The following is a 23,705-nucleotide window of genomic DNA, read 5'->3' as shown; positions in this document are numbered from 1 at the left end:
CGGCTGAAGCTGCGCCCCTAGTATTCGCCTTCGCCCCGGACTGCAGCGGCTGCAGCCGGCGGCCAAAAGAATATCTGGAGACAAAGCGCGTGGCACCCTGGAGTGGCATCACTGCGGACGAGATGCGGTTGCTGGAGACCACCTTCTGGTCGGCCGGCGGCTCGCGCCATGCCATGGCCGAACAGCTCGGCTTCTCCAAGAGCAAGGCCAATGCGCTGATCGCCGGCCTGGTCGAGCAAGGCCTGCTGGCCGAAGCGGGCCTGCAGCGTTCCTCGGGCGGGCGCCGCGCCGAGAACCTGCAGCTGCATGCCGGCCTCGGCGTGCTCGTGGGCATCGACATCGGCGCCACCAGTCTCGACGTTGCAGTGCTGCGCCCCGACCTCACGGTGCTCGCGCAGCACGACGAACCGGCCGATGTGCGCGAAGGCCCGGCCGTGGTGCTGGCGCGGGTGCGCGCGCTGATGCGGGAGCTGCTCGCGCGCTGCGGCCACGGCCCGAAGGAGGTGCTGGGCATCGGCATCGGCGTGCCAGGTCCGGTGAACTTCGAAATCGGCCAGCTCGTGAATCCGCCGCTGATGCCGGCCTGGGACAGCTTCTCGATCCGCGACTACCTGCGCGAGGACTACGCGGCGCCCGTCTTCGTGGACAACGACGTGAACCTGATGGCGCTCGGCGAGCTCTGGCGGCTGAAGCGTTCGCTCAACAACTTCCTCGTCATCAAGATCGGCACCGGCATCGGCTGCGGCATCGTCTGCCATGGCGAGGTCTATCGCGGCGCGGCCGGGTCGGCCGGCGACGTGGGCCACATCTGCGTGGACCAGGACGGCCCGCGCTGCCACTGCGGCAACGTCGGCTGCGTCGAGGCCATGGCCGCAGGCCCGGCCATCACGCGCATGGCCGTGCAGGCGGCCGAAGCCGGCGAAAGCGCCATGCTGGCCGAGTGCCTGCGCCTGCACGGGCGCATCGAGGCCGTCGACGTGGGCCAGGCGAGCCGCGCCGGCGATACGGCCGCGAACGGCATCATCCAGCGCGCGGGCAACCTCATCGGCCAGATGCTGGCGTCGGTGGTGAATTTCTTCAATCCCTCGCATGTGTTCATCGGCGGCGGCATCACGCGCATCGGGCCGCTGTTCCTGGCGGCCGTGCGGCAGAGCGTGTACCAGCGCTCGCTCGCGCTTTCGACGCGGCATCTCGAAATCCAGTACACGCCGCTGGGCGTGCAGGGCGGCCTGGTGGGTGCCGGCGTGCTCGCGATGCACGAAACGCTGAAGGTCCGCGGAGTGGCGCCATGACGGCAGCAGAAGAAACCAGGGGAAGCGTCGCGGTCGAATTCGACGGCGTGGTGAAGGCCTTCGGTCCGGTGCAGGTGCTGCACGGCGTGAGCTTCTCGCTCGCGCCCGGACGCGTGTACGGCCTGCTCGGCGAGAACGGCGCGGGCAAGTCCACGCTGATGAAGATCCTGTCGGGCTACGAGCCGCTCACCGGCGGCACGCTGCGCATCAACGGCCAGCCGCAGCAGTTCGCGAGTTCGCGCGACGCCGAGGCGCTGGGCATCGTGCTGATCCACCAGGAGTTCAATCTCGCCGAAGACCTGAGCGTGGCGCAGAACATCTTCCTCGGCCACGAGAAGAAGAAAGGCTGGCTGCTCGACGATGCAGCGATGGAGCGCGATGCCGCCGCCGCACTCGCCGCCGTCGGCCTGAACATCGATCCGCGCACCAAGGTGCGCAGGCTCATCGTGGCCGAGAAGCAGCTCGTCGAAATTGCGAAGGCCATTGCACGCCGAGCACGCCTGCTGGTCATGGACGAGCCGACGGCCACGCTCACGCCCGGCGAAACCGAGCGCCTCTTCAAGCTCATCGCCCAGCTGCGCGCCGACGGCGTGACCATCGTCTACATCTCGCACAAGCTCGACGAAGTGGAGCAGGTGACCGACGAGGTGATCGTGATGCGCGACGGCCGCTTCGTGGCGCGTGCGCCCACACCCGAGCTTACGCGCCACCAGATGGCCAACCTCATGGTGGGCCGCGAGCTGGCCGACCTGTACCCGCCGCGCGACGTGGTGGTGGCCGCCGACGCGCCCGCCATGCGCGTGCGCAACTTCAGCGTGCCCGGCTGGGCGCAGGATGTGAACTTCGAGGTGCGCCCCGGCGAGATCCTCGGCTTCGCGGGGCTGGTCGGCGCGGGCCGCACCGAGCTGTTCGAAGGCCTGCTGGGCCTCAGGCCCGCGGGCGGCGATGTCGAGATGCTCGGCAGGCCGGTGCCCCACCGCAAGGGTTGGCGCAATCCGCGCGATGCCGCCAGGCACGGCCTCACCTACCTGAGCGAGGACCGCAAGGGCAAGGGCCTGCACGTGAACTTCGGCCTGCGCCAGAACCTCACGCTGATGGCGCTCGAACGTTACGCGAAGCCATGGCTCCAGCCCGAGGCCGAACGCGGCGCGCTGGCCGAGGCCGTGAAGGACTACGGCATCCGCACCGGTTCGCTCGAGGTGCGCGCATCGTCGCTCTCGGGCGGCAACCAGCAGAAGCTCGCGCTCGCCAAGGTGCTGCAGCCCAGACCGAAGGTGGTGGTGCTCGACGAGCCCACGCGCGGCGTCGACATCGGTGCCAAGCGCGACATCTATTTCCTGATCCAGCGACTCGCCCGCGAAGGGCTCGCGGTGATCGTCGTCTCGTCGGAGCTGATGGAACTCATCGGCCTGTGCCACCGCGTCGCGGTGATGCGCGCGGGCCGCCTGGTTGCCACGCTCAACGCCGACCACTTGACTGAAGAGGAGCTCATCGCTCATGCCACCGGAACCGCAGACCTCCATGCCGCAGCCTGAAGCCGCGCAACACCGCAGCGGCGGCGGGCCGCGCTGGACCGAGCACCTGCACGGGCTCGGCCCGGTCATCGGCCTGGTGCTGCTGTGCATCGGCGGCACGCTGCTGAACAGCGACTTCGCCACCGTTGACAACGCCATGAACGTGCTCACGCGCACGGCCTTCATCGGCATCATCGCGGTGGGCATGTGCTTCGTGATCATCTCCGGCGGCATCGACCTGTCGGTGGGCTCGATGGCGGCGCTCATCGCGGGCAGCGTGATCATGTTCATCAACTGGGCCGGGCCGGCCTCGGGCTCGCCGCTGATGGCGGTGGTGATGGGCGCGGTGCTCGCGGTAGTGCTGGGTGCGCTGTTCGGCCTGGCGCACGGGCTGCTGATCACCAAGGGGCGCATCGAGCCCTTCATCGTCACGCTGGGCACGCTCGGCATCTTCCGCGCCTACCTCACGTACTTTGCCGACGGCGGCGCGCTCACGCTCGACAACGAGCTGTCGGACCTCTATGCGCCGGTGTACTACGCAAGCCTCGCGGGCATCCCGGTGCCGGTGTGGGTGTTCGTGATCGTCGCGATCATCGGCGGCGTCATATTGAACCGCACGGCCTACGGGCGCTACGTGCAGGCCATCGGTTCCAACGAGCAGGTCGCGCGCTATGCGGCGGTGGACGTGGACCGCGTGAAGATCCTCACCTACGTGCTGCTCGGCGTGTGCGTGGGCATTGCCACGCTGCTGTACGTGCCGCGCCTCGGATCGGCCTCGCCGACCACGGGCCTCCTGTGGGAGCTCGAGGCGATTGCCGCGGTGATCGTCGGCGGCACCGCGCTCAAGGGCGGTGCGGGCAGCATCACCGGCACGGTGATCGGCGCCATCCTGCTCTCGGTCATCAGCAACATCCTGAACCTCACCAGCATCATCAGCGTGTACCTCAACGCCGCGGTGCAGGGCTTCGTGATCATCATCGTCGCGTTCCTCCAACGCGGCCGGCGCTAGTTCTTTCCCGTTCGTTCCGTTCCATCCACCAAGAGGAGACATCCAGCATGACAAGCTTCACACGTCGCATCGCACTCACGGCCGTGGCGGCCGCAGCGCTCGCGAGCCTGCCCGCATTCGCTGCCGAGAAGGTGAACCTCGGCGTTTCGATTCCCGCGGCCACGCACAGCTTCATGGGCGGCATCAACTACTGGGCCAACCAGGCGAAGAAGGACCTGGAGAAGGAACACAAGGACCTGAAGATCACGATCAAGACCGCGGCCAACGCGCCCGAGCAGGCGAACCAGCTGCAGGACCTGTCGACCGTCACCAAGATCAATGCGCTGGTGGTGTTTCCGTTCGAATCGGCCGCGCTCACCAAGCCGGTGGCGCAGGTCAAGGCCAAGGGCGCCTACGTGACCGTGGTCGACCGCGGCCTCACCGACACCAGCGCGCAGGACGCCTACGTGGCCGGCGACAACACCGCCTTCGGCCGCATCCCGGCCGAGTACATCGCCAAGCAGCTCGGCGGCAAGGGCAACGTGGTTGCGCTGCGCGGCATTGCCACCACGCTGGACAACGAGCGCATGGATGCCTTCAATGCGGTGCTCAAGAACCATCCCGACATCAAGCTGCTCGACGCCAAGTACGCCAACTGGAACCGCGACGACGCTTTCAAGGTCACGCAGGACTATCTCACGCGCTTCAAGAACATCGACGCCATCTGGGCCGCCGACGACGACATGGCGGTGGGCGTGCTCAAGGCCATCGAGCAGGCCAAGCGCGACGACATCAAGATCGTCTTCGGCGGCGCGGGCGCCAAGGGCATGGTCAAGACCATCATGGACGGCAAGGACAAGCGCATCGGCGCCGACGTGAGCTACTCGCCCAAGTTCATCTACGACGCGATCAAGCTCACGGCCGAGGCGCGGCTGAAGGGCGAGAAGCTGCCCGCGACCACGATCATTCCTTCGGTGCTGATCACCAAGGAAAACGCCAAGGACTTCTACCACCCCAACTCGCCGTTCTGAGTTGCCTTGCTCCCTCAACCCTCGGGGAGAGGGGACAACTACCAGGACTTCCTATCGATGACTGATCAACCTCCCCGCAAGCTGCGCTGCGCCATGGTTGGCGGCGGCCGCGACGCCTTCATCGGCGCCGTGCACCGCAACGCCATGGCGCTCGACGGGCAGATCGAGCTCGTGGCCGGCGCGCTGTCGTCGAGCCCGGACAAGGCGCGCGCCTCGGGCCGCGACCTGCACCTGGCCGACGGCCGGAACCACGGCGACTGGCAGTCGCTGCTGGCCGACGAGCTGAAGCGCCCGCCCGAGGAGCGCATCGACTTCGTCTCCATCGTCACACCCAACCACGTGCACTTTCCGGTCGCGCAGGCCTTCGTCGAAGCCGGCTTCCACGTGGTGTGCGACAAGCCGCTGGTGCACACGCGCGCGCAGGCCGATGCGCTGGTTGCGGCCGTGAAGAAGCAGGGCACGCTGTTCGGCGTGACCTACAACTACACCGGCTACCCGATGGTGCGGCAGGCGCGCGAGATGGTCCGCTCGGGCCGGCTCGGCGAACTGCGCAAGGTGGTGGTCGAATACAACCAGGGCTGGCTCGCGAGCCAGCTCGAAGGCGCCGGCAACAAGCAGGCCGGCTGGCGCACCGATCCCGCGAGGAGCGGCGCGGCCGGCGCCATCGGCGACATCGGTTCGCATGCCGAGAACCTGGTCGCGAGCGTCACCGGCCTGGAGATCGAGAGCCTGTGCGCCGACCTGAGCGCGCTGGTGCCGGGCCGCATGCTCGACGACGACGGCAGCCTGCTGCTGCGCTTCAAGGGCGGCGCGCGCGGCGTGCTGATTGCCTCGCAGATCAACACCGGCCTGGAGAACGACTTGCGGCTGCGCGTCTCGGGCACGCTCGGCACGCTCGAGTGGCGGCAGGAGCAGCCGAGCCAGCTGGTGCACCTGCCGCAGGACGGGCCGAAGCAGATCTTCACGCGCGGCTCGCCCTGGCTGTGCGAGGCCGCGCAGCGCGCGAGCCGCCTGCCTGCCGGCCATCCCGAAGGCTTCGTCGAGGCCTTTGCCAACATCTATGCCGGCGTGGTGGCAGACATCCGCGCACGGCATTCAGGACAGCCGGCCGATGCCATCGCGGCCGACTACCCGCGCGTGGAAGACGGGGCGCGCGGCGTGCGCTTCATCGAGCGCACGGTGGCCTCGGCCCAAAGCGAATCAAAATGGACGCCCTGGTAGGGCCGCGGGCTCGCTTGCGCGAGTTCCAGGCGCACCGCATCGGGCGTTCATGACACCTTCTTCTTTCAAAGATCCGCCGCCTTCGAATCCACGGCCCTGGCTTCACGCCCTGGGCCGGCGGTGCCGCGCGCTCTGGCCGCTGAAGCTGGTCGGCAACACGGTCGCGACCGCGGGTTTCTTCCCGCTGTATTTCTGGATCATGAAGAACGCCGGCCAGCCCTGGACGCTGCCGCTCACTGCGCTCGACCGGCTGATCGCCTTCTGGCCGGCGCTGCTGCCGGTCTATCTTTCGCTGTGGCTCTACATCGCGCTGCCGGTGTTCCTTGCCAAGGACAGGCGTGAACTGTGGAGCTTTGCGCTGGGCTGCGCCTTCATGACCGGCATCGCGCTCGCGGTGTTCTGGTTCGTGCCGACAGCCATCCCGAATTTCAGCATCGACACCAGCCCGGGCACCTCGCTGCACTTGCTGAAAACCGTCGATGCGGCCGGCAACGCGTTTCCGTCGCTGCATGTGTCGTTCTCCGTGTTTGCCAGCGTGGTGCTCGCGCGGCAGCTGCGCGAGGTGGCTGCACCCGCATGGGCTCGCGCGCTCAACATCGCGTGGGCCGTGGCCATCGTCTATTCGACGATGGCGGTGCGCCAGCACGTGCTGGTCGACGTGCTCGGCGGGCTGGCGCTGGGCATCGGCTTCGGGTGGGCCTCGCGTCCCCGCAAGGCCGCGGTGGCGGCAGCCGCCGTGCAGGCACGGCCGGCGTAGGCCGATTGCGCTATTCCACCGGCGCACCGCGCGCGGTAGAACCTGGGCATCCTTTTCTTTGAACTGATGCGGAGCCCGCCATGAAGACTCGTCCATCGGCCATCGCCTTCTTCATGCTGGCCTGCAGCACGGCTTTGCCGGCACTGGCCATCGACTATCCCGCGCGCAAGCCCGGCCTCTGGGAGATGAAGATGGGGGACGGCGCCGGTGGCGCCAACAGCGCGCCGGCGCAGACCATGCAGCAATGCATCGACGCCGCCACCGACCAGGCGCTGCGCGACATGGGGCAGGGGATGGGCAAGGACGCCTGCTCGAAGCAGGAGATGCGCAGGGAAGGCGGCACGCTCGTGATCGATTCCGTGTGCAGCATGGGCACGACCACCGCCACCAGCCACGCGGTGGTCACGGGCGACTTCGGTTCCAGCTACCGGATGGAGAGCAGCTCGACCTACAAGCCGCCGATGATGGGCAAATCCGGCGGGAGCTTCGTCATGGAGGCGAAGTGGGTCGGCCCGTGCAAGGCCGGGCAGAAGCCCGGCGACATGATCATGGGGAACGGCATGAAGATGAACGTCATCGACATGATGAAGGGCCAGCCGAAGAAATAGCGCTGGCTGGCCCTAGCCCATGAGGCTCACGTGCGCCGACACCACGCGCCAGCCTTCCGGCAGGCGGGCCCAGGTCTGGCTCTGGCGGCCCGTGCGGTCGCTGCCCGCGCGCCTGAACTCGACGTTCGCGACCGCAAAGTCCTGCCCGAAGGTGGTGATGGCCTTGGCGGTGATCTCGCGCTCGAGGTTGACCGCAGGCCGGCCCTGGCGGAACGCGCGTATCGCGTCATAGCCGTAGAGGTTCTCGCCGGCGCCGTAGCGCAGCGTGTGCGGCGAATCCCAGAAGAGCCTGTCGAGCACCGGCACGTCGTTGGTGACGAGCGCGCGTTCGTACTCGGCGAACGCGGCCTCGACTTCGGCGAGCACGGCGGGCAGGTTGATGTCGGTCATGGAAACGGTCATGGCTTGTCTTACTTTCCGCCCCAGTGGACGAAGCGCCGCTCCGCCACCAGGAATACGAGGTTCATCACGTAGCCGAGCAGGCCCGCCGCGAAGATCGAGGCGTACATGTCGGGCATGTCGAAGATGGTCTGCGCGTTCATGATGCGCTGTCCGAGGCCATCGGTGGAGCCGATGAACATCTCGGCCACGATCACGATCACCAGTGCGATCGACACGCCCGAGCGCATGCCGACGAACACCTGCGGCATCGATTCCAGCAGGATCACGTCGGTCAGCACGCGCCAGCGCGGCGCGCCCATCACCTTGGCCGCGAGCTGGCGCTGCTTGCGCGCGCTCATCACGCCGTAGGCGACGTTGAACAGGATGGCCAGCGCCGCGCCGAAGGCCGCGACCGCGATCTTGGTGGCCTCGCCGACGCCGAACAGCACCAGGAACAGCGGGAACATGGCCGAGGCCGGCGTCGAGCGGAAGAAGTCGATCGCGAACTCGATCGATTCGTAGATCTTCTCGTTCGACCCCAGCACGATGCCGAGCGGCACCGCGATCACGAGCGCAAGGCCGAAGGACGTGACGGTGCGCACGATGGTCTTGAAGAAGTCGCCCCACAGCGTGCCGTGCGCAAGGCCGTTCCAGAAGGCGGCGAGGGCTTCGAGCGGCGAGGGCAGCAGCACCGGGTCGACCGCGCGCGTCGCATGCACGAAGGCCCAGAGGCCGATCAGCGCGGCGATGCCGAACAGCGGCCGCAGGTGGGCGCCGAAGGCGTTGGCTCGATGGGCGAGGCTCATGGCTTGCGCACCTCCCGCTGGAACACGTCCAGCGCGCGGGTCTTGGTGGCGATGAAGGCCGGCGTGATCGTGGTGTCGGCCGTGCGCGGGCGCGCCACGTCGAAGGGCAAGTTCTCGGCCACGCGCGTGGGCCGCTTGGTCAGCAGCAGCACCTCGTCGGCCAGCAGCACGGCCTCGTCGAGGTCGTGCGAGACCAGCAAGGTGGTGGTCCGGCGTTCGACCAGCACCTTCTGCAGCCGCTCGCGCAGGAACATCACCATCTCGTAGTCGAGCGCGGAGAAAGGCTCGTCGAGGAACAGCACCTCGGGATCGACCACCAGTGCCCGCATGATCGACACCAGCTGCTGCTGGCCGCCCGACATCTGGTAGGGGTAGCGCTGCAGGTCGAGCTTGACGTCGAAGCTCTCCATCAGCCTGTCCATGCGCGACTGCTGCTCCACCTTCGACAGGTTCAGGTACTGCAGCGGGTAGCGGATGTTGTCGATCGCGCGCAGCCACGGGAACACCGCCTCGCGGTAGTTCTGGAACACGTAGCCGATGCGCGTCTCGCGCGCTTCCTTGCCCTCGAACAGGATCTGGCCGCTGTCGCACGGCAGGATGCCCGCGATCATGTTGATCAGCGTGCTCTTGCCGCAGCCGTTGGGGCCGAACACCGACACGATCTTTCCCTTCGGAATGTCGAGGTCGAAGTTGTCGTAGATGGTTGCGTCCTGGAAGCGCTTGGTCAGCCCGCGGATCGTGATGTGCGTGCCCTTCGGGTACCAGCGGTGCGAGGCGCCGCCGTCCGCGGCATCGGGCGCGGCGGTGCCGATCGGCAGGTGGGTGCTCATGGTGCGCATCAGAAGGCCCGCACCAGCGCCTTGCCGTCGATCCTGTCCTTGACCACACCCAGCTCGGTGCCGATGTCGAGGAACTTCTGGAAGTCGCCCACATCGGCGGGGGTCATGTCCTCGGCCATCACGATGCGCGGCAGCGGCACGGTGGCGGCCAGCTCGGGCGGCACCTTCATGCCCTGCACCAGGTAGCCGCGCGCGCTGCTGTCGGCCTGCGCTTCCTTCACGCCGCGCGCCCAGGCGGCGGCGAAGCGCCTGGCCACGTCGGGCTTGTCGGCCATGAACCTGCCCGACATCACGGCGCCGGCCGCGAAGGCCGAGGCGCTCTTGTTGCCCAGCAGGTAGGTGGAGATCACGCCGGCCTCGATGCGCTTGCCGATCTTCTGCGCGACCATGATGGTGGCCGACGGCTCGAGCGTGTAGCCGCCGTCGAAGTTGCCCGACTGCAGCGCGCCCAGGTGCACGCCGATCTGCTGCTCCTGGATCGTGAAGTCGCGGCCTTCGGCCAGACCCACCTTCCTGAGCACCGCGCGCGCAGCGCCGATGTTGGCGGGGCCGGGCGCCGAGAACAGCTTGAAGCCGTTCCTGAAATCCTTCAGCGTCCGCGCCGGGCTGTCGGCCTTGACGACGAACTGCTCGATCACGTGCTGCGCGTTCTGCCCGTTGAGCGAGATGTACTTCAGCGTGTTGGGCCGGCGCGATTCCATGTTGGCGCCTTCGAGCGTCACCAGGTTCACCGCCGCGTCGATGCCGTTCGACACCAGCGCCTGCACGGTCAGCGGGTGGCTGGTCATGGGCACCTCCTCGATCTCCAGGTCGGCCTCCTTGAAGTAGCCGCGGTTCACGGCCACGTAGAACGGCAGTGCCGCGCTCGAGGGAAACACGCCGACCTTGATCCGGTCGGCCGCCTGGGCCGGCAGCACCGCGAACGCGGCGAGGACGAAGGCCGCGGCGCCGGCGAGACGGGCGGCGGCACGAAGGGGCGCGGCGAAGGAAAGCTCAGGGCGTGGCATCGTGGGGTTCTCCGGAACGGGGTGGCGGGGTCAGGGCGGGATAGGTCAGCGGATCGAAGAATGAGCTGCCGGCGCGGTACACGCGCGCGGCCGACATGTCGGGCGGCGCGCCGTCTTCCACCGCGCCTTCGAAGGTGAGCTCGAGCTGCACGCCGCTCGGGTCGTACACGAACAGCTGCCACAGCGTGGTGCCGGGCACGAGGAATTCGCGCCAGTCCAGCCCCGCGGCGCGAAAGCGCGCGACGTATGCGTGGTAGCCCGAGCAGGCCAGCGACACATGGTCGATGGCGCCGCTGCCGTGCGGCACCTGGCCGCCCTGGCCGAGCGCCGGGCCGCCGGCATAGACGTGGATGATGGCCTGGCCGCCCGGCTGTCCGCAGGCCAGCCATGCGCCGGGGTAGCCGAAGTCGGGCCGCGCGATCTCGCGCAGGCCGATCACGCCGGTCCAGAAGGCGCGGGTGCGGCCAAGGTCCGCGGTCTTGATCGCGAGATGGAAGAGGCCGTGCGTGATGGCGGCGTTCGTCGTTGTCATGGCGTTGGCACCGGCTCGCGCTGGCCCAGCGACACGTCGCGGAACAGGGTGGAAAGGTCGCCGAGGAACCCGGGCCCGGTCTTCCAGCGCGTTCCGGCCACCGGATCGGCGCCGGCCAGCATGGTGTCGGTGGCCGTGATCGACAGCGCCATCGCGAAGCGGATGCGCTCGCGCCGCGCGGCGTCCACCAGCGCCAGCCAGTCGCGCGGCGCCTGGCGGCCGGCGCGGATCTCGCGCTCGAGGATCAGCGCGGCGGCGCAGGCGTCCTCCATGGCCTGGGTCGCGCCCTGGCCCAGCGTGGGGGCCATGCCGTGGGCGCTGTCGCCCAGGTACATCACATTGAAATCGGCTTCGCCGAACAGCACGTCGGACTCCTGCATGCGGGCCCAGTGGCTGTGCGGCAGGTTTGCGCACATGGCGTCCATCAGCCATTGCACCTGCGCGCTCGGCGCACCCTGCGCGGGCCGGTAGGTGGCGCGCATCGTGGCTTCGGTCTTCCATTCGTCGCGCAGCGGCGCGCCGGGTTCGACCGGGTAGGTCGCCGCGATGTAGACATGCCCCGGCGGCACGCGGAAGGCCAGCAGCCGGTGCGGGCCGTTGAACCACTGGCCGTAGTCGTCGATCAGGCCGGCGCTGGTGTCGGGCACCAGCGTGCGCAGGATCGCCACGCCCACATGGCGCGGCTCGGGCAGGCCCGAGAACGACGCACGGGTGGCGGAATAGCGGCCGTCCGCGCCGACCAGCAGGTCGATGTCGTCGATGCGGTGCTCGACGCCGCCCTGGATGTAGCGCACGGCGGTGCGTCCGCCGCCGCCCGTGGCCGCGGCGATCGACGCGATCTCGCAGCCGTACCGGATCGCCGCGCCCGCGCCTTCGCGCAGCACGCGGTAGAGCTCCGACCAGCGGATGCGGATGCCGGGGTTGTCCGCCACCTGCGACAGCGGCAGGTCGAACAGCACCGTGCCGTCGGTCAGCGCGATCTGCCAGTGCTTCCACGGCAGGCTCGCGGCCTCGACCTCGGCGGCCAGCGCCGTGTCGCACAGGCGCAGCGCCTTGACCGCATTGGGGCCCACGTTGAGGCCGGTGCCGGCCTCGGAGTGGTCGTCGGGGCCGACGCGCTCCAGGCAATGCAGTTCGACGCCAGGCAGCGCGGCGAGCCGGCGGGCCAGGATGGCGCCGGCCACGCCGGCTCCGATGATCACGATCTTCATGCGGATGAGGTCTCGCTGAGAGGCGCCGCCGCGGCAGGCGCGCGACGCCGGCGTTGCCGGGGATGGCGTTGTTCGAAGGCGTGGCCGGTGGCGTGCATGGTGGGTGCGGTCACCTGCAGGATGCGTACCAAGTCCGCGCCGGCATCGGTTTGCAAGCGTGCTGTCATGCCGCGTGCGCGATCACCGCGACCAGTCCGCCGCCGTCCGGCCCCTGGTGCTCGGCGCCGCCCGAAACGAAGATGCGCGCGTCCCCCAGCACGCCGGCTACCATGCCGCCGACCGCGCCGCGGATGTGGCGCTGGGCATTGATGTCGGTGTCGTCGAGCATGGTGTGGCGCAGGCCGCGCACGTGGCCGCGGCGGTCGGGCTCGCACTTGACGAACACCGCCGCCACCCGTGCTGCATCGGCCGCGCTCAGCTGGGGCGCCGCGTTCATGCCCAGCGGCCGCAGCGCCTCGGCCACCGCGCCGATGTCCAGCGCGTCGCGCATCGGTGCGCAGGCCATGCGCAGCGTGCCTTCCCATGCCGCGCTGTGGCCGAGCACGATCACTTCGTTGGCCTCGACCTCGACGCCCGACGAAATGCTCGCACGGCGGGAGAAGCGCTCGAAGTCGGCCAGCATCGAGGCCTCCAGCGCCGGGTCGTCGGGCAGCTCGCCCAGTGCGATCGCCACGCCGAAAGCGCCGGCGGCACGCGCCGCCGCCATCGAGCGGCCGGAGTCGGCGGTCAGCACCGTGTGGCCGGCCGCGGTGGCGGCCTGGGCGCGCGCGGCCGTCACGCAGGGGCACTTGACCTGCACGAAGGCCACGTCCTCGGCGCGGGCGATGCCGGCGCCGCGCATCGCCTCGCGCACCGCGCCGGCCACCGACGCCACCTGCGCCCAGCGCCCGACATGCTGCGCGGGCAGCGGCGCGCTGACGGCCGTGCCGATCGCCAGTGCGCCCGGGCCGGGCCCGGCGGCCGCGGCGGGCTGCCCGGTGCGCGCGAACACCACGTAGTGCGGGCTCAGCACACCCTCGGTGCCGCCCGACAGGATGCAGGGCAGCTCGCGCAGCAGTTCGGCGGCCGGCCGGCCCAGCCGCGCGGCCAGCAGGCTCATCAGCGTCTGGGTGAAGTAGCCGCGCGTGAAGTCGTTGACACCGCCATTGCCTTCGGTCTTGCCGATGACGGCCACCACCTGCGCGGGCTCGATCACGCCCTCGTCGAACAGCGCGGCGAGCGCCGAGAGGTCGCCCGGATGGGCCATTGTCAGCCGGTGCACGGCCAGGCGGGGGCGCGTGGCGGCCTGCGTCGGCGCGGTGCCTGGGGGAAGGAGGGTGTGGGCGTCCATGGATGCTGCGGTGCAACAGATGAACGCAGTATGGGCAGCCGGGGTGCAAACCTCCAGCGCAATGTTTCGCTCGGACCGAGCGCAAATTGTGTGCAGTACGAAATTCGCCGCGTGGACGGCGCGCGGCCGCGGGCCGCTCAGCCCGGCAACGCTGCCAGCCGGTTGACCAGCGTTTCCATGAACGACAGCGTGGCGATCGGCAGCATGCGGCCGGCGCGCGCCGCCAGCACCAGCTGGCTGTGCGCCAGCGCCCGGTCCGACAGCGGGATCGACACCAGCTCGCCGCGCCGCACCTCGTTGAGCGTGCCGATCTGGAACTGGAAGCTGATCGCGCCCGTCTGCCGCGTGAACTCCTTGAGCGTCTGCACGGTGCTGGCCTCCAGCGCGACCTGCAGCGCGATGCGCGAGCGCGCCATCACGTCGTCGAGCAGCCGGCGGCTGCCGAACGACCGGTCGCCCAGCGCCACGGTGTATTTCTGGCAATCGGCCAGCCGCAGCGTGGCGCGCCTCGCCAGCGGATGGTCGGGCCGCAGCATTGCGCACAGCGGCTGCGCGATCGCGCTGATCACGCGCAGCGTCTCCGAGGGCTGCGGGTCGTGCACCAGGATCAGTTCCACATCGTCGGCCATCAGCGACGCGACCAGGTTGCCCGTCACGCCCGAGACGATCTGGAACTGCACGCCCGGGTGCGTCTGCTGGTAGTGCGCGATGGTGCCGGGGATCAGGTCGGTCGCGACCGATTCGGCGCAGCCGATGCGCACCGTGCCGCGCACCAGCCCGCGCAGTTGCTCGATCTGCGACTCGGCCGAGCGCATGTCGGCCATGCTGCGCCGCACCGCGGTGATCAGCACCTCGCCCGCTGCCGTGAGGCGCACGCCGCGCGGCAGGCGCTCGAACAGCGGCGTGCCGATGTCGGACTCGATCTCGAGGATCTTGCGGTTGAGCGCCGTCGAGGCCACGTGCAGCTTCTCGGCTGCCTTGCGGATCGACCCCGCGCGCGCGACGGCATCGAGGTAGACGAAGTGGCGAGGCGGATGCAGCATGGGGAGTGGGTGGCAAAGATTGTTCCACAGGGCCATGCGCAGCCGGGCCGGCGAAGCGAGCGTAGGCCGCCGCCCACACCGCTTCGCGCCCGGCCTTCGGCACGCGGACCACCGCGCCGGCCTACGATGTCGGGCCATGACCGCGCCGCTGCCCCACAGTTCCGCCCTGCGCCCTGGCGACCTCGTGGTGGCGCGCCCCGAGGGCCTCTACTGCCCGCCGGGCGATTTCTACATCGACCCCTGGCGGCCGGTGGCGCGCGCCGTCATCACCCATGCGCACTCCGACCACGCGCGCGCCGGCCACGGCCACTACCTCGCGCACACCGACAGCGCCGGCACGCTGCGCACCCGCCTTGGCGGCGACATCGCGCTGCAGACGCTGCCGTACGGCGAGGCGATCGCGCACCGCGGCGTGCGCATCTCGCTGCATCCGGCCGGCCACGTGCTGGGCTCGGCGCAGGTGCGGCTCGAACACGGCGGGCGCGTGTGGGTGGCCTCGGGCGACTACAAGACCGAGCCCGACGGCACCTGCGCGCCCTTCGAGCCCGTGCCCTGCGACACCTTCATCACCGAGTCGACCTTCGGCCTGCCGATTTACCGCTGGCCCACGCAGGCGGCACTGTTCGCAGAGATCGACGCCTGGTGGCGCGCCAACGCGGAGGCCGGCCGCGCGTCGGTGCTGTTCTGCTATGCCTTCGGCAAGGCGCAGCGCATCCTGCATGGCGTGGATGCCTCCATCGGGCCGATCGTGGTGCACGGCGCCGTGGAGCCGCTCAACGCGGTGTACCGCGCCGCGGGCGTGGCCTTGCCGCCGACGCTGCGCGTGACCGATCCGGGCGTTGATGCCGCGCTGCTCAAGCGCGCGCTGGTGCTGGCACCGCCCTCGGCCCAGGGAACGCCGTGGATGCGCCGCTTCGGCAACAACCATGCCGACGCCTTCGCGAGCGGCTGGATGCAGCTGCGCGGCACGCGCCGGCGGCGCGGCGTGGACCGCGGCTTCGTGATGTCGGACCACGCCGACTGGCCCGGCCTGCAGCAGGCCATTGCGGGCACGGGGGCCGAGCGGGTGTTCGTGACCCACGGCAGCGTGGCGGTGATGGTGCGCTGGCTCAGCGAGAACGGATTGGATGCGCAGGGCTTCAGGACCGAGTACGGCGACGAGGACGACCAGGAGACTCCCTCCCCTTCCGGGGGAGGGCCGGGGAGGGGGCTGGCGGCGCTCGATGGGGACGCCGAGAGCCCCCATCCCAACCTTCCCCCGGAAGGGGAAGGAGCGAAGGCATGAAAGCGTTCGCCGCGCTCTACCGCGAGCTCGACGCCAGCACTTCGAGCCTCGCCAAGCAGGCCGCGCTGCAGCGCTACCTGCGCGAGGCCGATCCGGCCGATGCGGCGTGGGCCGTGTACTTCCTGGCTGGCGGCAAGCCGCGCCAGCTGGTGCCCACCAAATTGCTGCGGCTGCTCGCGCAGGAGGCCGCGGGCCTGCCCGAATGGCTGTTCGACGAGAGCTACGAGGCGGTCGGCGACCTGGCCGAAACCATCGCGCTGCTGCTGCCGCCGCCCACCGAGGCGCACGACCTCGGCCTGGCGCGCTGGGTCGAGGAGCACCTGCTGCCGCTGCGCGAGGCCGGCAAGGCGGCGCCCGACGAACTGCCCGCACGGCTGCGCGCGCAGTGGCGCCAGCTCGCGGCCGAAGAACGGCTGGTGTACTTCAAGCTCATCACCGGCGCCTTCCGCGTGGGCGTGTCGAAGCTGCAGGTCACGCAGGCGCTCGCGGGCGTGGGCGGCATCGATCCCAAGCGCGTGGCGCAGCGCCTCATGGGCTACACCCACATCGGCGGCCGGCCGCGCGTGGAAGACTACCGCGCGCTGATCGCGCCGGAGTCGGGTGCGGAGCAGGTGCAGAAGACCAGCGGCCAGCCCTACCCGTTCTTTCTCGCGCATGCCTTCAACCTGCCGCTCGAGCAATTCGATGCCGTGCTCGGCCCGCCGGCCGACTGGATCGTCGAATGGAAGTGGGACGGCATCCGCGCGCAGCTGGTCAAGCGCGCAGGCGCCGCATGGCTGTGGTCGCGCGGCGAGGAGCTGGTGACCGAGCGCTTCCCCGAGCTGGCCGTGCTGGGCGATGCGCTGCCCGACGGCACAGTGCTCGACGGCGAGATTGCCGTCTGGCGCGGCGACCGGGTGCAGCCCTTCGCGGAGCTGCAGAAGCGCATCGGCCGCAAGACGCTGGGCGCGAAGCTGCTGCGCGAGATCCCGGTGGTGCTGCTGGCCTACGACCTCCTCGAATGGGAAGGGCGCGACCTGCGCGCGCTGCCGCAATCGGAGCGCCGGCTGCTGCTCGACGAGCTGGTCACGCGCATGCAGCATCCCTCGCTGCTGCCGAGCCCCATGCTCACCGGCATCGAGTGGAGCGACTTCGCACGCCGGCGCGAAGCGGCGCGCAGCATGGGCGTGGAGGGCATGATGCTCAAGCGCCGCGACGCGCAGTACGGCGTGGGCCGCACCAAGGACGTGGGCGTGTGGTGGAAGTGGAAGATCGATCCGCTCAGCATCGACGCCGTGCTTGTCTACGCACAGCGCGGCCACGGCCGGCGCGCGAGCCTCTACACCGACTACACCTTCGCCGTCTGGGACGGCCCGCCCGAACAGGAAGGCCGCAAGCTCGTGCCTTTTGCCAAGGCCTATTCGGGCCTCACCGACGCCGAGATGGCGCGCGTGGACGCGATCATCCGCAAGACCACCGTCGAGAGCTTCGGCCCGGTGAAGAGCGTCAAGCCCACGCTGGTGTTCGAGCTGGGCTTCGAAGGCATCGCGCGCAGCACGCGCCACAAGAGCGGCATCGCGGTGCGCTTTCCGCGCATGCTGCGCTGGCGCGAGGACAAGCCGGTGGCGGAAGCCGACACCCTGCAGACGCTGGCCGCGCTGCTGCCGTCATGACCACGCAGCCGGACCCCGCATCTCTCCCTCCCCTCCCGGGGGAGGGCCGGGGTGGGGGCCAGCGGCGTATCAAGGATCCGCCGCCTCTCGAAGGCCGCGTGCCCCCATCCCAGCCTTCCCCCGGAAGGGGAAGGAGCAGGGCAGCAGCAGTCAAGGCGGCGCTCGACGCCTGGTTTGCAGCGCGCGGCTGGAAGCCTTTCAAGTTCCAGCGCGACGTGTGGAAGGCGGTGGCTGCAGGGCGCTCGGGGCTGCTGCATGCGACCACCGGCGCAGGCAAGACCTACGCCGTGTGGCTCGGCGCGCTGCAGGCGTTCTCGTCCGCGGCACCGCCACCCTCGCGCAGCGGAAAGACCACGCCGCCGCCGCTCACCGTGCTGTGGATCACGCCCATGCGCGCGCTCGCGGCCGACACGCTGCGCGCGCTGCAGCAGCCGCTCGAGGCGATGGAAGCCCAGGGTGCGGACGTGCACCGCTGGAGCGCCGGCGCGCGCAGCGGCGACACCTCGCCGGCCGAGCGCAGCGCGCAGAACGAGCGCCTGCCGACCGTGCTCGTCACCACGCCCGAGAGCCTGTCGCTGCTGCTCGCACGCGCCGATACCAGCGAGGTGCTGGGCCGCGTGAGGATGGTGGTGGTCGATGAATGGCACGAGCTGCTTGGCAACAAGCGCGGCGTGCAGGTGCAGCTGGCGCTCGCGCGGCTCAGGCGCTGGAATCCTTCGTTGTGCGTGTGGGGCATGTCGGCCACGCTGGGGAACCTGCAGGAGGCCATGCACGCCTTGCTGGGCCGTGAAGAGGGCGTGCTGGTGCAGGGCGCGGTGCCCAAGAAGCTGGTGGTCGATTCGCTGCTGCCCGGCCGTGCCGAACGCTTTCCGTGGGGCGGCCACCTGGGCCTCACGATGCTGCCGCAGGTGCTCGACGAGATTGCCGCCAGCAGCACCACGCTGGTGTTCACCAACACGCGCTCGCAATCGGAGATCTGGTACCAGGCCATGCTCGAGGCGCGGCCCGAATGGGCCGGCATCATCGCGCTGCACCACGGCTCGCTCGACCGCGCGGTGCGCGAGTGGGTCGAGCTGGGCCTCAAGAACGGCGAACTCAAGGCCGTGGTCTGCACCTCGAGCCTGGACCTGGGGGTGGACTTCCTGCCGGTCGAACGCGTGCTGCAGATCGGCTCGCCCAAGGGCGTGGCGCGGCTGCTGCAGCGCGCGGGGCGCTCGGGCCATGCGCCGGGCCAGCCCTCGCGCATCACGCTCGTGCCCACGCACAGCATCGAGATGGTCGAAGGCGCCGCGGCGCGCGCGGCCATCGCGGCCGGCCACATCGAGGCGCGCCACACGCCGCTGCAGCCGCTCGACGTGCTGGTGCAGCATCTGGTCACGGTGGCGCTCGGCGGCGGCTTCGTGCCCGACGATCTGTATGCCGAAGTGCGCGGCACCGCCGCCTATGCGGATCTGTCGCGCGAGAGCTGGGCCTGGTGTCTGTCCTTCGTCTCGCAGGGCGGGCCTTCGCTGGCCGCCTATCCTGATTACCGCCGCGCGGTGCCTGATGCAGAGGGCGTCTGGCGCGTGCCGGATGCGCGGCTTGCGCGGCGGCACCGCATGAACATCGGCACCATCGTGAGCGACGCCAGCATGGCGGTGCAGTACATGGGCGGCGCCAGGATCGGCAGCGTCGAGGAGGGCTTTGTCGCGCGCATGAAGCCCGGCGACTGCTTCCTGTTCGGCGGCCGGCTGCTCGAGCTCGTGCGCATCCACGACATGACGGCCTGGGTGCGGCGCGCCACTGGCAAGCGCGCCGCGGTGCCGCGCTGGAACGGCGGGCGCATGCCGCTGTCGACCACGCTGGCCGACGCAGTGGTGCAGCAGCTCGCGCTGGCCGGCGAGGGGCGCTATCCATCGCCCGAGCTGCAATGCGTGCGGCCGCTGCTCGAGATCCAGCAGCAATGGTCGGCCCTGCCCACGCCCGAGACCCTGCTGGCCGAAACGCTCGCCACGCGCGAAGGTTCGCACCTGTTCCTCTATCCCTTCGCGGGCCGGCACGTGCACATGGGGCTTGCGAGCCTGCTGGCCTGGCGCGTGGCGCAGCACGAGGCGCGCACCTTCTCCATCGCGGTGAACGACTACGGCTTCGAGCTGCTGAGCGCCACGCCGGTCGACTGGCTCGCGCTGCTGCCGCAGGTGCTGCGCCTGCCCCAGGGCGAGGATGCGCATGCCACGCTGCTGCACGAGGTGCTGGCCTCGCTCAACGCGGGCGAACTGGCACAGCGCCGCTTCCGCGAGATTGCGCGCGTCTCGGGGCTGGTCTTTCAGGGCTATCCGGGCGAGAAGCGCAGCAGCAGGCAACTGCAGGCCTCCTCGTCGCTGTTCTGGGAGGTGTTCCGCAAGTACGACCCGGCGAACAAGCTGCTGCTGCAGGCCGAGCAGGAACTGCTTGCGCAGGAACTCGAGATCGGGCGCCTGGGTGCCAGCCTCGCGCGCATGGCGGCTCAGCAGCTGGTGCTGAAGCCGCTCGAGCGGCCCACGCCGTTCTCGTTCCCGCTCATGGTCGAGCTGTTCCGCGAGAAGCTGTCGAACGAGAACGTGGCCGACCGCATCGCGCGCATGGTCGAGCAGCTCGAAAAGGCCGCGGGCGGCGTGGTCACGGCCGGGGGCGTGGAGCGCGTGAAGCGCACGCTCGCATTCGGCCAGGAAGGCCCGGGCAAGCCGCCGGCCGCGCCGCGCCGCGAACGCAGGCGGCCGTCGCGGCCCTTGCCGCCGTTGTGAGCGTGCTCAGCCCGCGCCGTGCGCCTTGACCCAGCGCACGATGTCCGCCGCGCCCATGGCGCCGGCCTGGCGCGCCACTTCGCGGCCGCCGCGGAACAGCGCCAGCGTCGGGATGCTGCGAATGTTGAAGCGCGCGCCCAGCGCCGGCACGGCTTCCGTGTCCACCTTGGCCAGCCGCACCTGCGGTTCGAGCTGGGCTGCAGCCTGTTCGTAGCCCGGCGCCATCTGGCGGCAGGGGCCGCACCAGGGCGCCCAGAAGTCCACCAGCACCGGGATTTCATTGCGCGCAATGTGGCGGTCGAAGGTCTTTTCGTCCGGCAGCGCGGCGGAATGGCCGGTGAACAGCGCGCGGTGGCAGCTGCCGCAGTCGGGCGCACTGCCCAGCTGCGCGGCGCGCACGCGGTTGGTCGTGTGGCAGTGCGGGCAGACGATGTGCAGCGAAGGCGTTTCGGTCATGACGAAGAACTGGGGTCCGCGGGGTGAATTGCAAGACGGCCGCCGGCCCGGCCGTCTTTTGCGACACTCGTGGCCCGTGACCGCTTCGAATCTCCCCGCATCGGCGCTCCCCGTCCAGTGGGCCGGCGAACTGTTGCACCTGTTGCCCGAGCATGCCGTCTGGTGGCCCGAAGGCCGCGTGCTGTTCATTGCCGACCTGCACATCGGCAAGGCCGCGACCTACCGCGCGCTCGGCCAGCCGGTGCCGGGCGGCACCACGCAACAGAACCTGGCGCGGCTCGACGCGCTCGTCGCGGCCCATGCGCCGCAGCGCATCGTGTTCCTTGGCGATTTCCTGCATGCGGCGCAGGCGCGCACGCCGCAGGTGCTGGCGGCGCTGGCCGCCTGGCGCGCCGCGCATGCCTCCGTCGGCATGGTGCTGGTGCGGGGCAACCACGACAGCCGCGCGGGCGATCCGCCCGCCGCGCTCGGTATCGAGGTGGTCGACGAGCCCTATCTGCTCGGGCCTTTTGCCTGCTGCCACCATCCGCAGGCGCATGCCACGCACTTCGTGCTCGCGGGGCACCTGCATCCCGTGTGCAGGCTGCATGGCCCGGGACGCGACAGCGTGCGGCTGCCGTGCTTTGCAAGCGATGCGCAGCAGGCCGTGCTGCCGGCGTTTGGCGAGTTCACGGGCGGGTGGCTGATGGAGCGTGCGCCGGGGCGGCGTTTCTACGCAGTGGGCGGCGCGGCCGTGTGGGCGCTGCCGTCATCGGAGTAAGGATTTAGCTCCTTCCCCCTCCGGGGGAAGGCTGGGATGGGGGCAGGCAGAGCGTGCCCACTGCCAACGCCGCTTGCCCCCACCCCGGCCCTCCCCCGGGAGGGGAGGGTGAAATTCAAAGAACCACAGGCTCGTCGGGCAGTTCGTTGGTGTCGGGTGCGTCCTCGGCCAACGGAAAGTGCGCCACCAGCAAGGCCGACATCTCTTCCAGCGCCTGCGTGAGCCCGTCCTCGAAGCGGCCTTCGCGGAAGGCCGCGCCCATGCGCTGCGCCATTGCGGCCCATTCGGCATCGTCGACGCGCGCATCGATGCCGCGGTCGGCCACGATCTCGATCGCATGCTCGGCCAGCAGCAGGTAGATCAGCACGCCGTTGTTGTGCTCGGTGTCCCACACGCGCAGCTTGCCGAACAGCGTGACGGCACGCTCGCGCGCCGAAGCATCGCGCCGCAGGTAGGACCATGGCAGGCCCGCCTCCACGCAGATGCGGATCTCGCCGCTGTGGCGGCGCTCGCTCGCGGCCACGCGCGCCGCGAGGCGTTCCATGGCGGCATCGGGCAGCACGCGCCGCACATCGGCTTCATCCATCCACTGGTGGCGCCAGATGCGGGCCAGCTTCGAGAAAAGCGTTGCCGTTGCCATGCCTACCAGTCCCCCGAGGCGCCGCCGCCCCCGAAATCGCCGCCGCCGCCGGAGCTGAAGCCACCGCCGCCACCGCTGCTGCCGCCGCTGCTCCAGCCGCCGCCACCGCCGCCGCCCCAACCACCGAAGCCGCCACCACCACCGCCGCGGCGTCCCGGGCTCGTCGCAGCCACGGCCGAGAACAGCGACACCATCAGCGCCGCCAGGCCCGCCAGCACCGCGATGACGATGCTGGTCGTGATGAGGAAGGCAATCACGCCGATGCCGCCGCCCATGACCACCGAGCCCAGCTTCTTGCCGACGATCGAGCGCACGATCGGCGCCGCGATGAAGACGCCCACGAACAGGAAGATCGCGAGGTTCTCCCAGTCGATGCCTTCGCTGGAATCCTTGCCGCCGTCGCCACTGGAAGGCGCGGGCAGCGCCTCGCCGTCGACCAGCCCGATGAGCCGGGCCACGGCCGCGTTCAGCCCGCCCGCGAAGTCGTTGTTGCGAAAGCGCGGCTTCATCTCCTCGTCGATGATGCGGATGGCCGCCAGGTCGGGCACTGCGCCCTCGAGTGCCTTGGCCACTTCGATGCGCATCTTGCGGTCGTTCTTGGCCACGATCACCAGGATGCCGTCGCCGACCTCCTTGCGCCCGATCTTCCAGGCGTTGCCCACGCGGTTGGCATAGCTCGCAATGTCTTCGGGCTCGGTGGTGGGCACCATCAGCACCACCATCTGCGAGCCCTTGCGCTGTTCGAATGCGGCCAGCTTGGCTTCGAGATCGGCGCGCTCGGAGTCGGCCAGCGTCTGCGTCTGGTCGATCACCCGCGCCGTGAGCGCCGGCACCGGCAGCAGGCCCTGCGCCCATGCCGCCGCCGCAAGACCGCCCCATGCGGCCGCAGCCAGCAGGACGGTGGCCAGTGCGCGGCGGAAGAGGGCAAGAGCCATCAGGCGGGCGTCTTACTTTTTAGGTGCACTGAAATCGACCGTGGGCGGCGTCGAGATCTGCGCTTCGTTCTGCACCGAGAAGTTGGGCTTGGGCTGGTAGCTGAAGATCTTGGCCGTGATGTTGGTCGGGAAGCTGCGCGCCAGCACGTTGTACTCCTGCACCGTCTGGATGTAGCGGTTGCGCGCCACGGTGATGCGGTTCTCGGTGCCTTCGAGCGTCACGCGCAGGTCGCGGAAGGCCTGGTTGGCCTTCAGCTCCGGATAGCGTTCCGCCACCACCATGAGCCGCGAGAGCGCCGAGGAAAGCTCGCCCTGCGCCTGCTGGAACTTGTTGAAGGCCTCGGGGTTGTTGAGCGTCTCGGGCGAGACCTGGATCGAGGTGGCCTTGGCGCGCGCCTCGATCACCTTGGTGAGCGTGTCCTGCTCGAAGCTGGCCTCGCCTTTCACGGTGGCCACGATGTTGGGCACCAGGTCGGCGCGCCGCTGGTACTGGTTGAGCACCTCGCTCCAGGCCGACTTGCTGGCCTCGTCGAGCGACTGGAACTGGTTGTAGCCGCAGCCGCTCAGCGACAGCGCCGCTGCAAGAATCAGGAGCCAGCGTTTCATCATCGTCATTTGCATTACCTCCGCAGAAGGAAGCCGAAGTTAGCATAGA

Annotated in this window: 23 protein-coding genes; 11 read left to right on the top strand and 12 right to left on the bottom strand. The window is 69.8% G+C overall.

Annotated elements, in window-relative coordinates; translation table 11 throughout:
• Positions 1-122: 122 nt before the first annotated feature.
• The 7 genes from ACAM54_RS23605 to ACAM54_RS23575 all read left to right on the top strand — a co-directional run bounded on the left by ACAM54_RS23605 (position 123) and on the right by ACAM54_RS23575 (position 7,411).
• Complete coding sequence (locus ACAM54_RS23605; RefSeq protein WP_369651013.1) at positions 123-1,292, top strand: ROK family protein; 1,170 nt, start codon at positions 123-125, stop codon at positions 1,290-1,292.
• Positions 1,289-2,827: a sugar ABC transporter ATP-binding protein gene (locus ACAM54_RS23600; RefSeq protein ID WP_369649119.1), complete on the top strand. Its 1,539-nt coding sequence runs from the start codon at positions 1,289-1,291 to the stop codon at positions 2,825-2,827. Before ACAM54_RS23605 ends, ACAM54_RS23600 begins: the two co-directional genes overlap by 4 nt.
• Positions 2,814-3,815 (top strand): ABC transporter permease, encoded by a 1,002-nt coding sequence (locus tag ACAM54_RS23595; RefSeq protein WP_369649118.1) that lies wholly within the window; start codon positions 2,814-2,816, stop codon positions 3,813-3,815. Before ACAM54_RS23600 ends, ACAM54_RS23595 begins: the two co-directional genes overlap by 14 nt.
• A 47-nt stretch (positions 3,816-3,862) precedes the next feature.
• Complete coding sequence (locus ACAM54_RS23590; RefSeq protein ID WP_055808012.1) at positions 3,863-4,825, top strand: substrate-binding domain-containing protein; 963 nt, start codon at positions 3,863-3,865, stop codon at positions 4,823-4,825.
• A gap of 57 nt (positions 4,826-4,882) precedes the next feature.
• Positions 4,883-6,046 carry a Gfo/Idh/MocA family protein gene (locus ACAM54_RS23585; RefSeq protein WP_369649117.1) on the top strand — a complete coding sequence of 388 codons (1,164 nt, stop codon included), beginning with the start codon at positions 4,883-4,885 and terminating at the stop codon, positions 6,044-6,046.
• Positions 6,047-6,095: 49 nt separating this feature from the next.
• A complete protein-coding gene (locus ACAM54_RS23580; RefSeq protein WP_369649116.1) occupies positions 6,096-6,803 on the top strand; it encodes a phosphatase PAP2 family protein in 708 nt (235 codons plus the stop codon).
• An 80-nt stretch (positions 6,804-6,883) separates the two neighbouring features.
• On the top strand, positions 6,884-7,411 hold the full coding sequence (locus tag ACAM54_RS23575; protein ID WP_369649115.1) for a DUF3617 domain-containing protein: 528 nt from the start codon (positions 6,884-6,886) through the stop codon (positions 7,409-7,411).
• A gap of 12 nt (positions 7,412-7,423) precedes the next feature.
• Here ACAM54_RS23575 and hpxZ read toward each other — a convergent pair whose 3' ends face one another.
• From hpxZ to ACAM54_RS23535, 8 genes are all read right to left on the bottom strand, one after another.
• Entirely contained in the window at positions 7,424-7,813 is a 390-nt protein-coding gene (hpxZ, locus tag ACAM54_RS23570; protein ID WP_261380204.1) for an oxalurate catabolism protein HpxZ, read from the bottom strand.
• Positions 7,814-7,821: 8 nt separating this feature from the next.
• Positions 7,822-8,598 carry an ABC transporter permease gene (locus ACAM54_RS23565; RefSeq protein WP_369649114.1) on the bottom strand — a complete coding sequence of 259 codons (777 nt, stop codon included), beginning with the start codon at positions 8,596-8,598 and terminating at the stop codon, positions 7,822-7,824.
• Entirely contained in the window at positions 8,595-9,428 is an 834-nt protein-coding gene (locus tag ACAM54_RS23560; RefSeq protein ID WP_209501071.1) for an ABC transporter ATP-binding protein, read from the bottom strand. Before ACAM54_RS23560 ends, ACAM54_RS23565 begins: the two co-directional genes overlap by 4 nt.
• Positions 9,429-9,436: 8 nt before the next feature.
• Entirely contained in the window at positions 9,437-10,444 is a 1,008-nt protein-coding gene (locus ACAM54_RS23555; protein WP_369649113.1) for an ABC transporter substrate-binding protein, read from the bottom strand.
• Positions 10,431-10,976 carry a VOC family protein gene (locus ACAM54_RS23550; RefSeq protein ID WP_369649112.1) on the bottom strand — a complete coding sequence of 182 codons (546 nt, stop codon included), beginning with the start codon at positions 10,974-10,976 and terminating at the stop codon, positions 10,431-10,433. The genes ACAM54_RS23555 and ACAM54_RS23550 overlap by 14 nt, the downstream gene beginning before the upstream one ends.
• The gene (locus tag ACAM54_RS23545) at positions 10,973-12,187 is read right to left on the bottom strand and encodes an FAD-dependent oxidoreductase (RefSeq protein ID WP_369649111.1); all 1,215 of its coding nucleotides are present in this window, start codon (positions 12,185-12,187) and stop codon (positions 10,973-10,975) included. Before ACAM54_RS23545 ends, ACAM54_RS23550 begins: the two co-directional genes overlap by 4 nt.
• 163 nt (positions 12,188-12,350) lie before the next feature.
• The gene (locus tag ACAM54_RS23540) at positions 12,351-13,517 is read right to left on the bottom strand and encodes a ring-opening amidohydrolase (protein WP_369649110.1); all 1,167 of its coding nucleotides are present in this window, start codon (positions 13,515-13,517) and stop codon (positions 12,351-12,353) included.
• A 137-nt stretch (positions 13,518-13,654) separates the two neighbouring features.
• On the bottom strand, positions 13,655-14,560 hold the full coding sequence (locus ACAM54_RS23535) for a LysR family transcriptional regulator (protein WP_192328193.1): 906 nt from the start codon (positions 14,558-14,560) through the stop codon (positions 13,655-13,657).
• 136 nt (positions 14,561-14,696) lie between these two features.
• Between ACAM54_RS23535 and ACAM54_RS23530 the strand changes: the two genes are divergently transcribed.
• Genes ACAM54_RS23530 through ACAM54_RS23520 form a run of 3 tightly spaced genes read left to right on the top strand, consistent with a single transcriptional unit; the run spans position 14,697 to position 20,259 of the window.
• Positions 14,697-15,845: a ligase-associated DNA damage response exonuclease gene (locus tag ACAM54_RS23530; protein WP_369649109.1), complete on the top strand. Its 1,149-nt coding sequence runs from the start codon at positions 14,697-14,699 to the stop codon at positions 15,843-15,845.
• Entirely contained in the window at positions 15,842-17,497 is a 1,656-nt protein-coding gene (locus tag ACAM54_RS23525; RefSeq protein ID WP_369649108.1) for an ATP-dependent DNA ligase, read from the top strand. Before ACAM54_RS23530 ends, ACAM54_RS23525 begins: the two co-directional genes overlap by 4 nt.
• Entirely contained in the window at positions 17,494-20,259 is a 2,766-nt protein-coding gene (locus ACAM54_RS23520; protein ID WP_369649107.1) for a ligase-associated DNA damage response DEXH box helicase, read from the top strand. The genes ACAM54_RS23525 and ACAM54_RS23520 overlap by 4 nt, the downstream gene beginning before the upstream one ends.
• 6 nt (positions 20,260-20,265) lie before the next feature.
• Here ACAM54_RS23520 and trxC read toward each other — a convergent pair whose 3' ends face one another.
• Positions 20,266-20,715 (bottom strand): thioredoxin TrxC, encoded by a 450-nt coding sequence (gene trxC / locus ACAM54_RS23515; RefSeq protein ID WP_209501056.1) that lies wholly within the window; start codon positions 20,713-20,715, stop codon positions 20,266-20,268.
• A 76-nt stretch (positions 20,716-20,791) separates the two neighbouring features.
• Here trxC and pdeM point away from each other — a divergent pair, with 76 nt between their 5' ends.
• Positions 20,792-21,475 carry a ligase-associated DNA damage response endonuclease PdeM gene (gene pdeM, locus ACAM54_RS23510; protein WP_192328205.1) on the top strand — a complete coding sequence of 228 codons (684 nt, stop codon included), beginning with the start codon at positions 20,792-20,794 and terminating at the stop codon, positions 21,473-21,475.
• A 115-nt stretch (positions 21,476-21,590) separates the two neighbouring features.
• Here pdeM and ACAM54_RS23505 read toward each other — a convergent pair whose 3' ends face one another.
• Genes ACAM54_RS23505 through ACAM54_RS23495 form a run of 3 tightly spaced genes read right to left on the bottom strand, consistent with a single transcriptional unit; the run spans position 21,591 to position 23,656 of the window.
• Positions 21,591-22,115: a TPM domain-containing protein gene (locus ACAM54_RS23505; RefSeq protein WP_369649106.1), complete on the bottom strand. Its 525-nt coding sequence runs from the start codon at positions 22,113-22,115 to the stop codon at positions 21,591-21,593.
• Positions 22,116-22,117: 2 nt separating this feature from the next.
• Positions 22,118-23,050, bottom strand: a complete 933-nt coding sequence (locus ACAM54_RS23500; protein WP_145739680.1) for a YgcG family protein — start codon at positions 23,048-23,050, stop codon at positions 22,118-22,120.
• Positions 23,051-23,062: 12 nt separating this feature from the next.
• Positions 23,063-23,656: a LemA family protein gene (locus ACAM54_RS23495; protein ID WP_145740549.1), complete on the bottom strand. Its 594-nt coding sequence runs from the start codon at positions 23,654-23,656 to the stop codon at positions 23,063-23,065.
• Positions 23,657-23,705 lie beyond the last annotated feature (49 nt).

The sequence above is a fragment of the Variovorax sp. V93 genome (genome assembly GCF_041154485.1).
In the GTDB taxonomy this organism is placed as follows: Bacteria; Pseudomonadota; Gammaproteobacteria; order Burkholderiales; family Burkholderiaceae_C; genus Variovorax; species Variovorax beijingensis_A.
This window is presented reverse-complemented; position numbering and strand designations above follow the sequence as displayed.

What these genes read in the sequence shown, in the direction of transcription:
- ACAM54_RS23605 (WP_369651013.1), top strand. Translation starts at nt 123, where the DNA reads ATGCGGTTGCTGGAGACCACCTTCTGGTCGGCCGGCGGCTCGCGCCAT.
- ACAM54_RS23600 (WP_369649119.1), top strand. Translation starts at nt 1,289, where the DNA reads ATGACGGCAGCAGAAGAAACCAGGGGAAGCGTCGCGGTCGAATTCGAC.
- ACAM54_RS23595 (WP_369649118.1), top strand. Translation starts at nt 2,814, where the DNA reads ATGCCGCAGCCTGAAGCCGCGCAACACCGCAGCGGCGGCGGGCCGCGC.
- ACAM54_RS23590 (WP_055808012.1), top strand. Translation starts at nt 3,863, where the DNA reads ATGACAAGCTTCACACGTCGCATCGCACTCACGGCCGTGGCGGCCGCA.
- ACAM54_RS23585 (WP_369649117.1), top strand. Translation starts at nt 4,883, where the DNA reads ATGACTGATCAACCTCCCCGCAAGCTGCGCTGCGCCATGGTTGGCGGC.
- ACAM54_RS23580 (WP_369649116.1), top strand. Translation starts at nt 6,096, where the DNA reads ATGACACCTTCTTCTTTCAAAGATCCGCCGCCTTCGAATCCACGGCCC.
- ACAM54_RS23575 (WP_369649115.1), top strand. Translation starts at nt 6,884, where the DNA reads ATGAAGACTCGTCCATCGGCCATCGCCTTCTTCATGCTGGCCTGCAGC.
- hpxZ (WP_261380204.1), bottom strand. Translation starts at nt 7,813, where the DNA reads ATGACCGTTTCCATGACCGACATCAACCTGCCCGCCGTGCTCGCCGAA.
- ACAM54_RS23565 (WP_369649114.1), bottom strand. Translation starts at nt 8,598, where the DNA reads ATGAGCCTCGCCCATCGAGCCAACGCCTTCGGCGCCCACCTGCGGCCG.
- ACAM54_RS23560 (WP_209501071.1), bottom strand. Translation starts at nt 9,428, where the DNA reads ATGAGCACCCACCTGCCGATCGGCACCGCCGCGCCCGATGCCGCGGAC.
- ACAM54_RS23555 (WP_369649113.1), bottom strand. Translation starts at nt 10,444, where the DNA reads ATGCCACGCCCTGAGCTTTCCTTCGCCGCGCCCCTTCGTGCCGCCGCC.
- ACAM54_RS23550 (WP_369649112.1), bottom strand. Translation starts at nt 10,976, where the DNA reads ATGACAACGACGAACGCCGCCATCACGCACGGCCTCTTCCATCTCGCG.
- ACAM54_RS23545 (WP_369649111.1), bottom strand. Translation starts at nt 12,187, where the DNA reads ATGAAGATCGTGATCATCGGAGCCGGCGTGGCCGGCGCCATCCTGGCC.
- ACAM54_RS23540 (WP_369649110.1), bottom strand. Translation starts at nt 13,517, where the DNA reads ATGGACGCCCACACCCTCCTTCCCCCAGGCACCGCGCCGACGCAGGCC.
- ACAM54_RS23535 (WP_192328193.1), bottom strand. Translation starts at nt 14,560, where the DNA reads ATGCTGCATCCGCCTCGCCACTTCGTCTACCTCGATGCCGTCGCGCGC.
- ACAM54_RS23530 (WP_369649109.1), top strand. Translation starts at nt 14,697, where the DNA reads ATGACCGCGCCGCTGCCCCACAGTTCCGCCCTGCGCCCTGGCGACCTC.
- ACAM54_RS23525 (WP_369649108.1), top strand. Translation starts at nt 15,842, where the DNA reads ATGAAAGCGTTCGCCGCGCTCTACCGCGAGCTCGACGCCAGCACTTCG.
- ACAM54_RS23520 (WP_369649107.1), top strand. Translation starts at nt 17,494, where the DNA reads ATGACCACGCAGCCGGACCCCGCATCTCTCCCTCCCCTCCCGGGGGAG.
- trxC (WP_209501056.1), bottom strand. Translation starts at nt 20,715, where the DNA reads ATGACCGAAACGCCTTCGCTGCACATCGTCTGCCCGCACTGCCACACG.
- ACAM54_RS23505 (WP_369649106.1), bottom strand. Translation starts at nt 22,115, where the DNA reads ATGGCAACGGCAACGCTTTTCTCGAAGCTGGCCCGCATCTGGCGCCAC.
- ACAM54_RS23500 (WP_145739680.1), bottom strand. Translation starts at nt 23,050, where the DNA reads ATGGCTCTTGCCCTCTTCCGCCGCGCACTGGCCACCGTCCTGCTGGCT.
- ACAM54_RS23495 (WP_145740549.1), bottom strand. Translation starts at nt 23,656, where the DNA reads ATGAAACGCTGGCTCCTGATTCTTGCAGCGGCGCTGTCGCTGAGCGGC.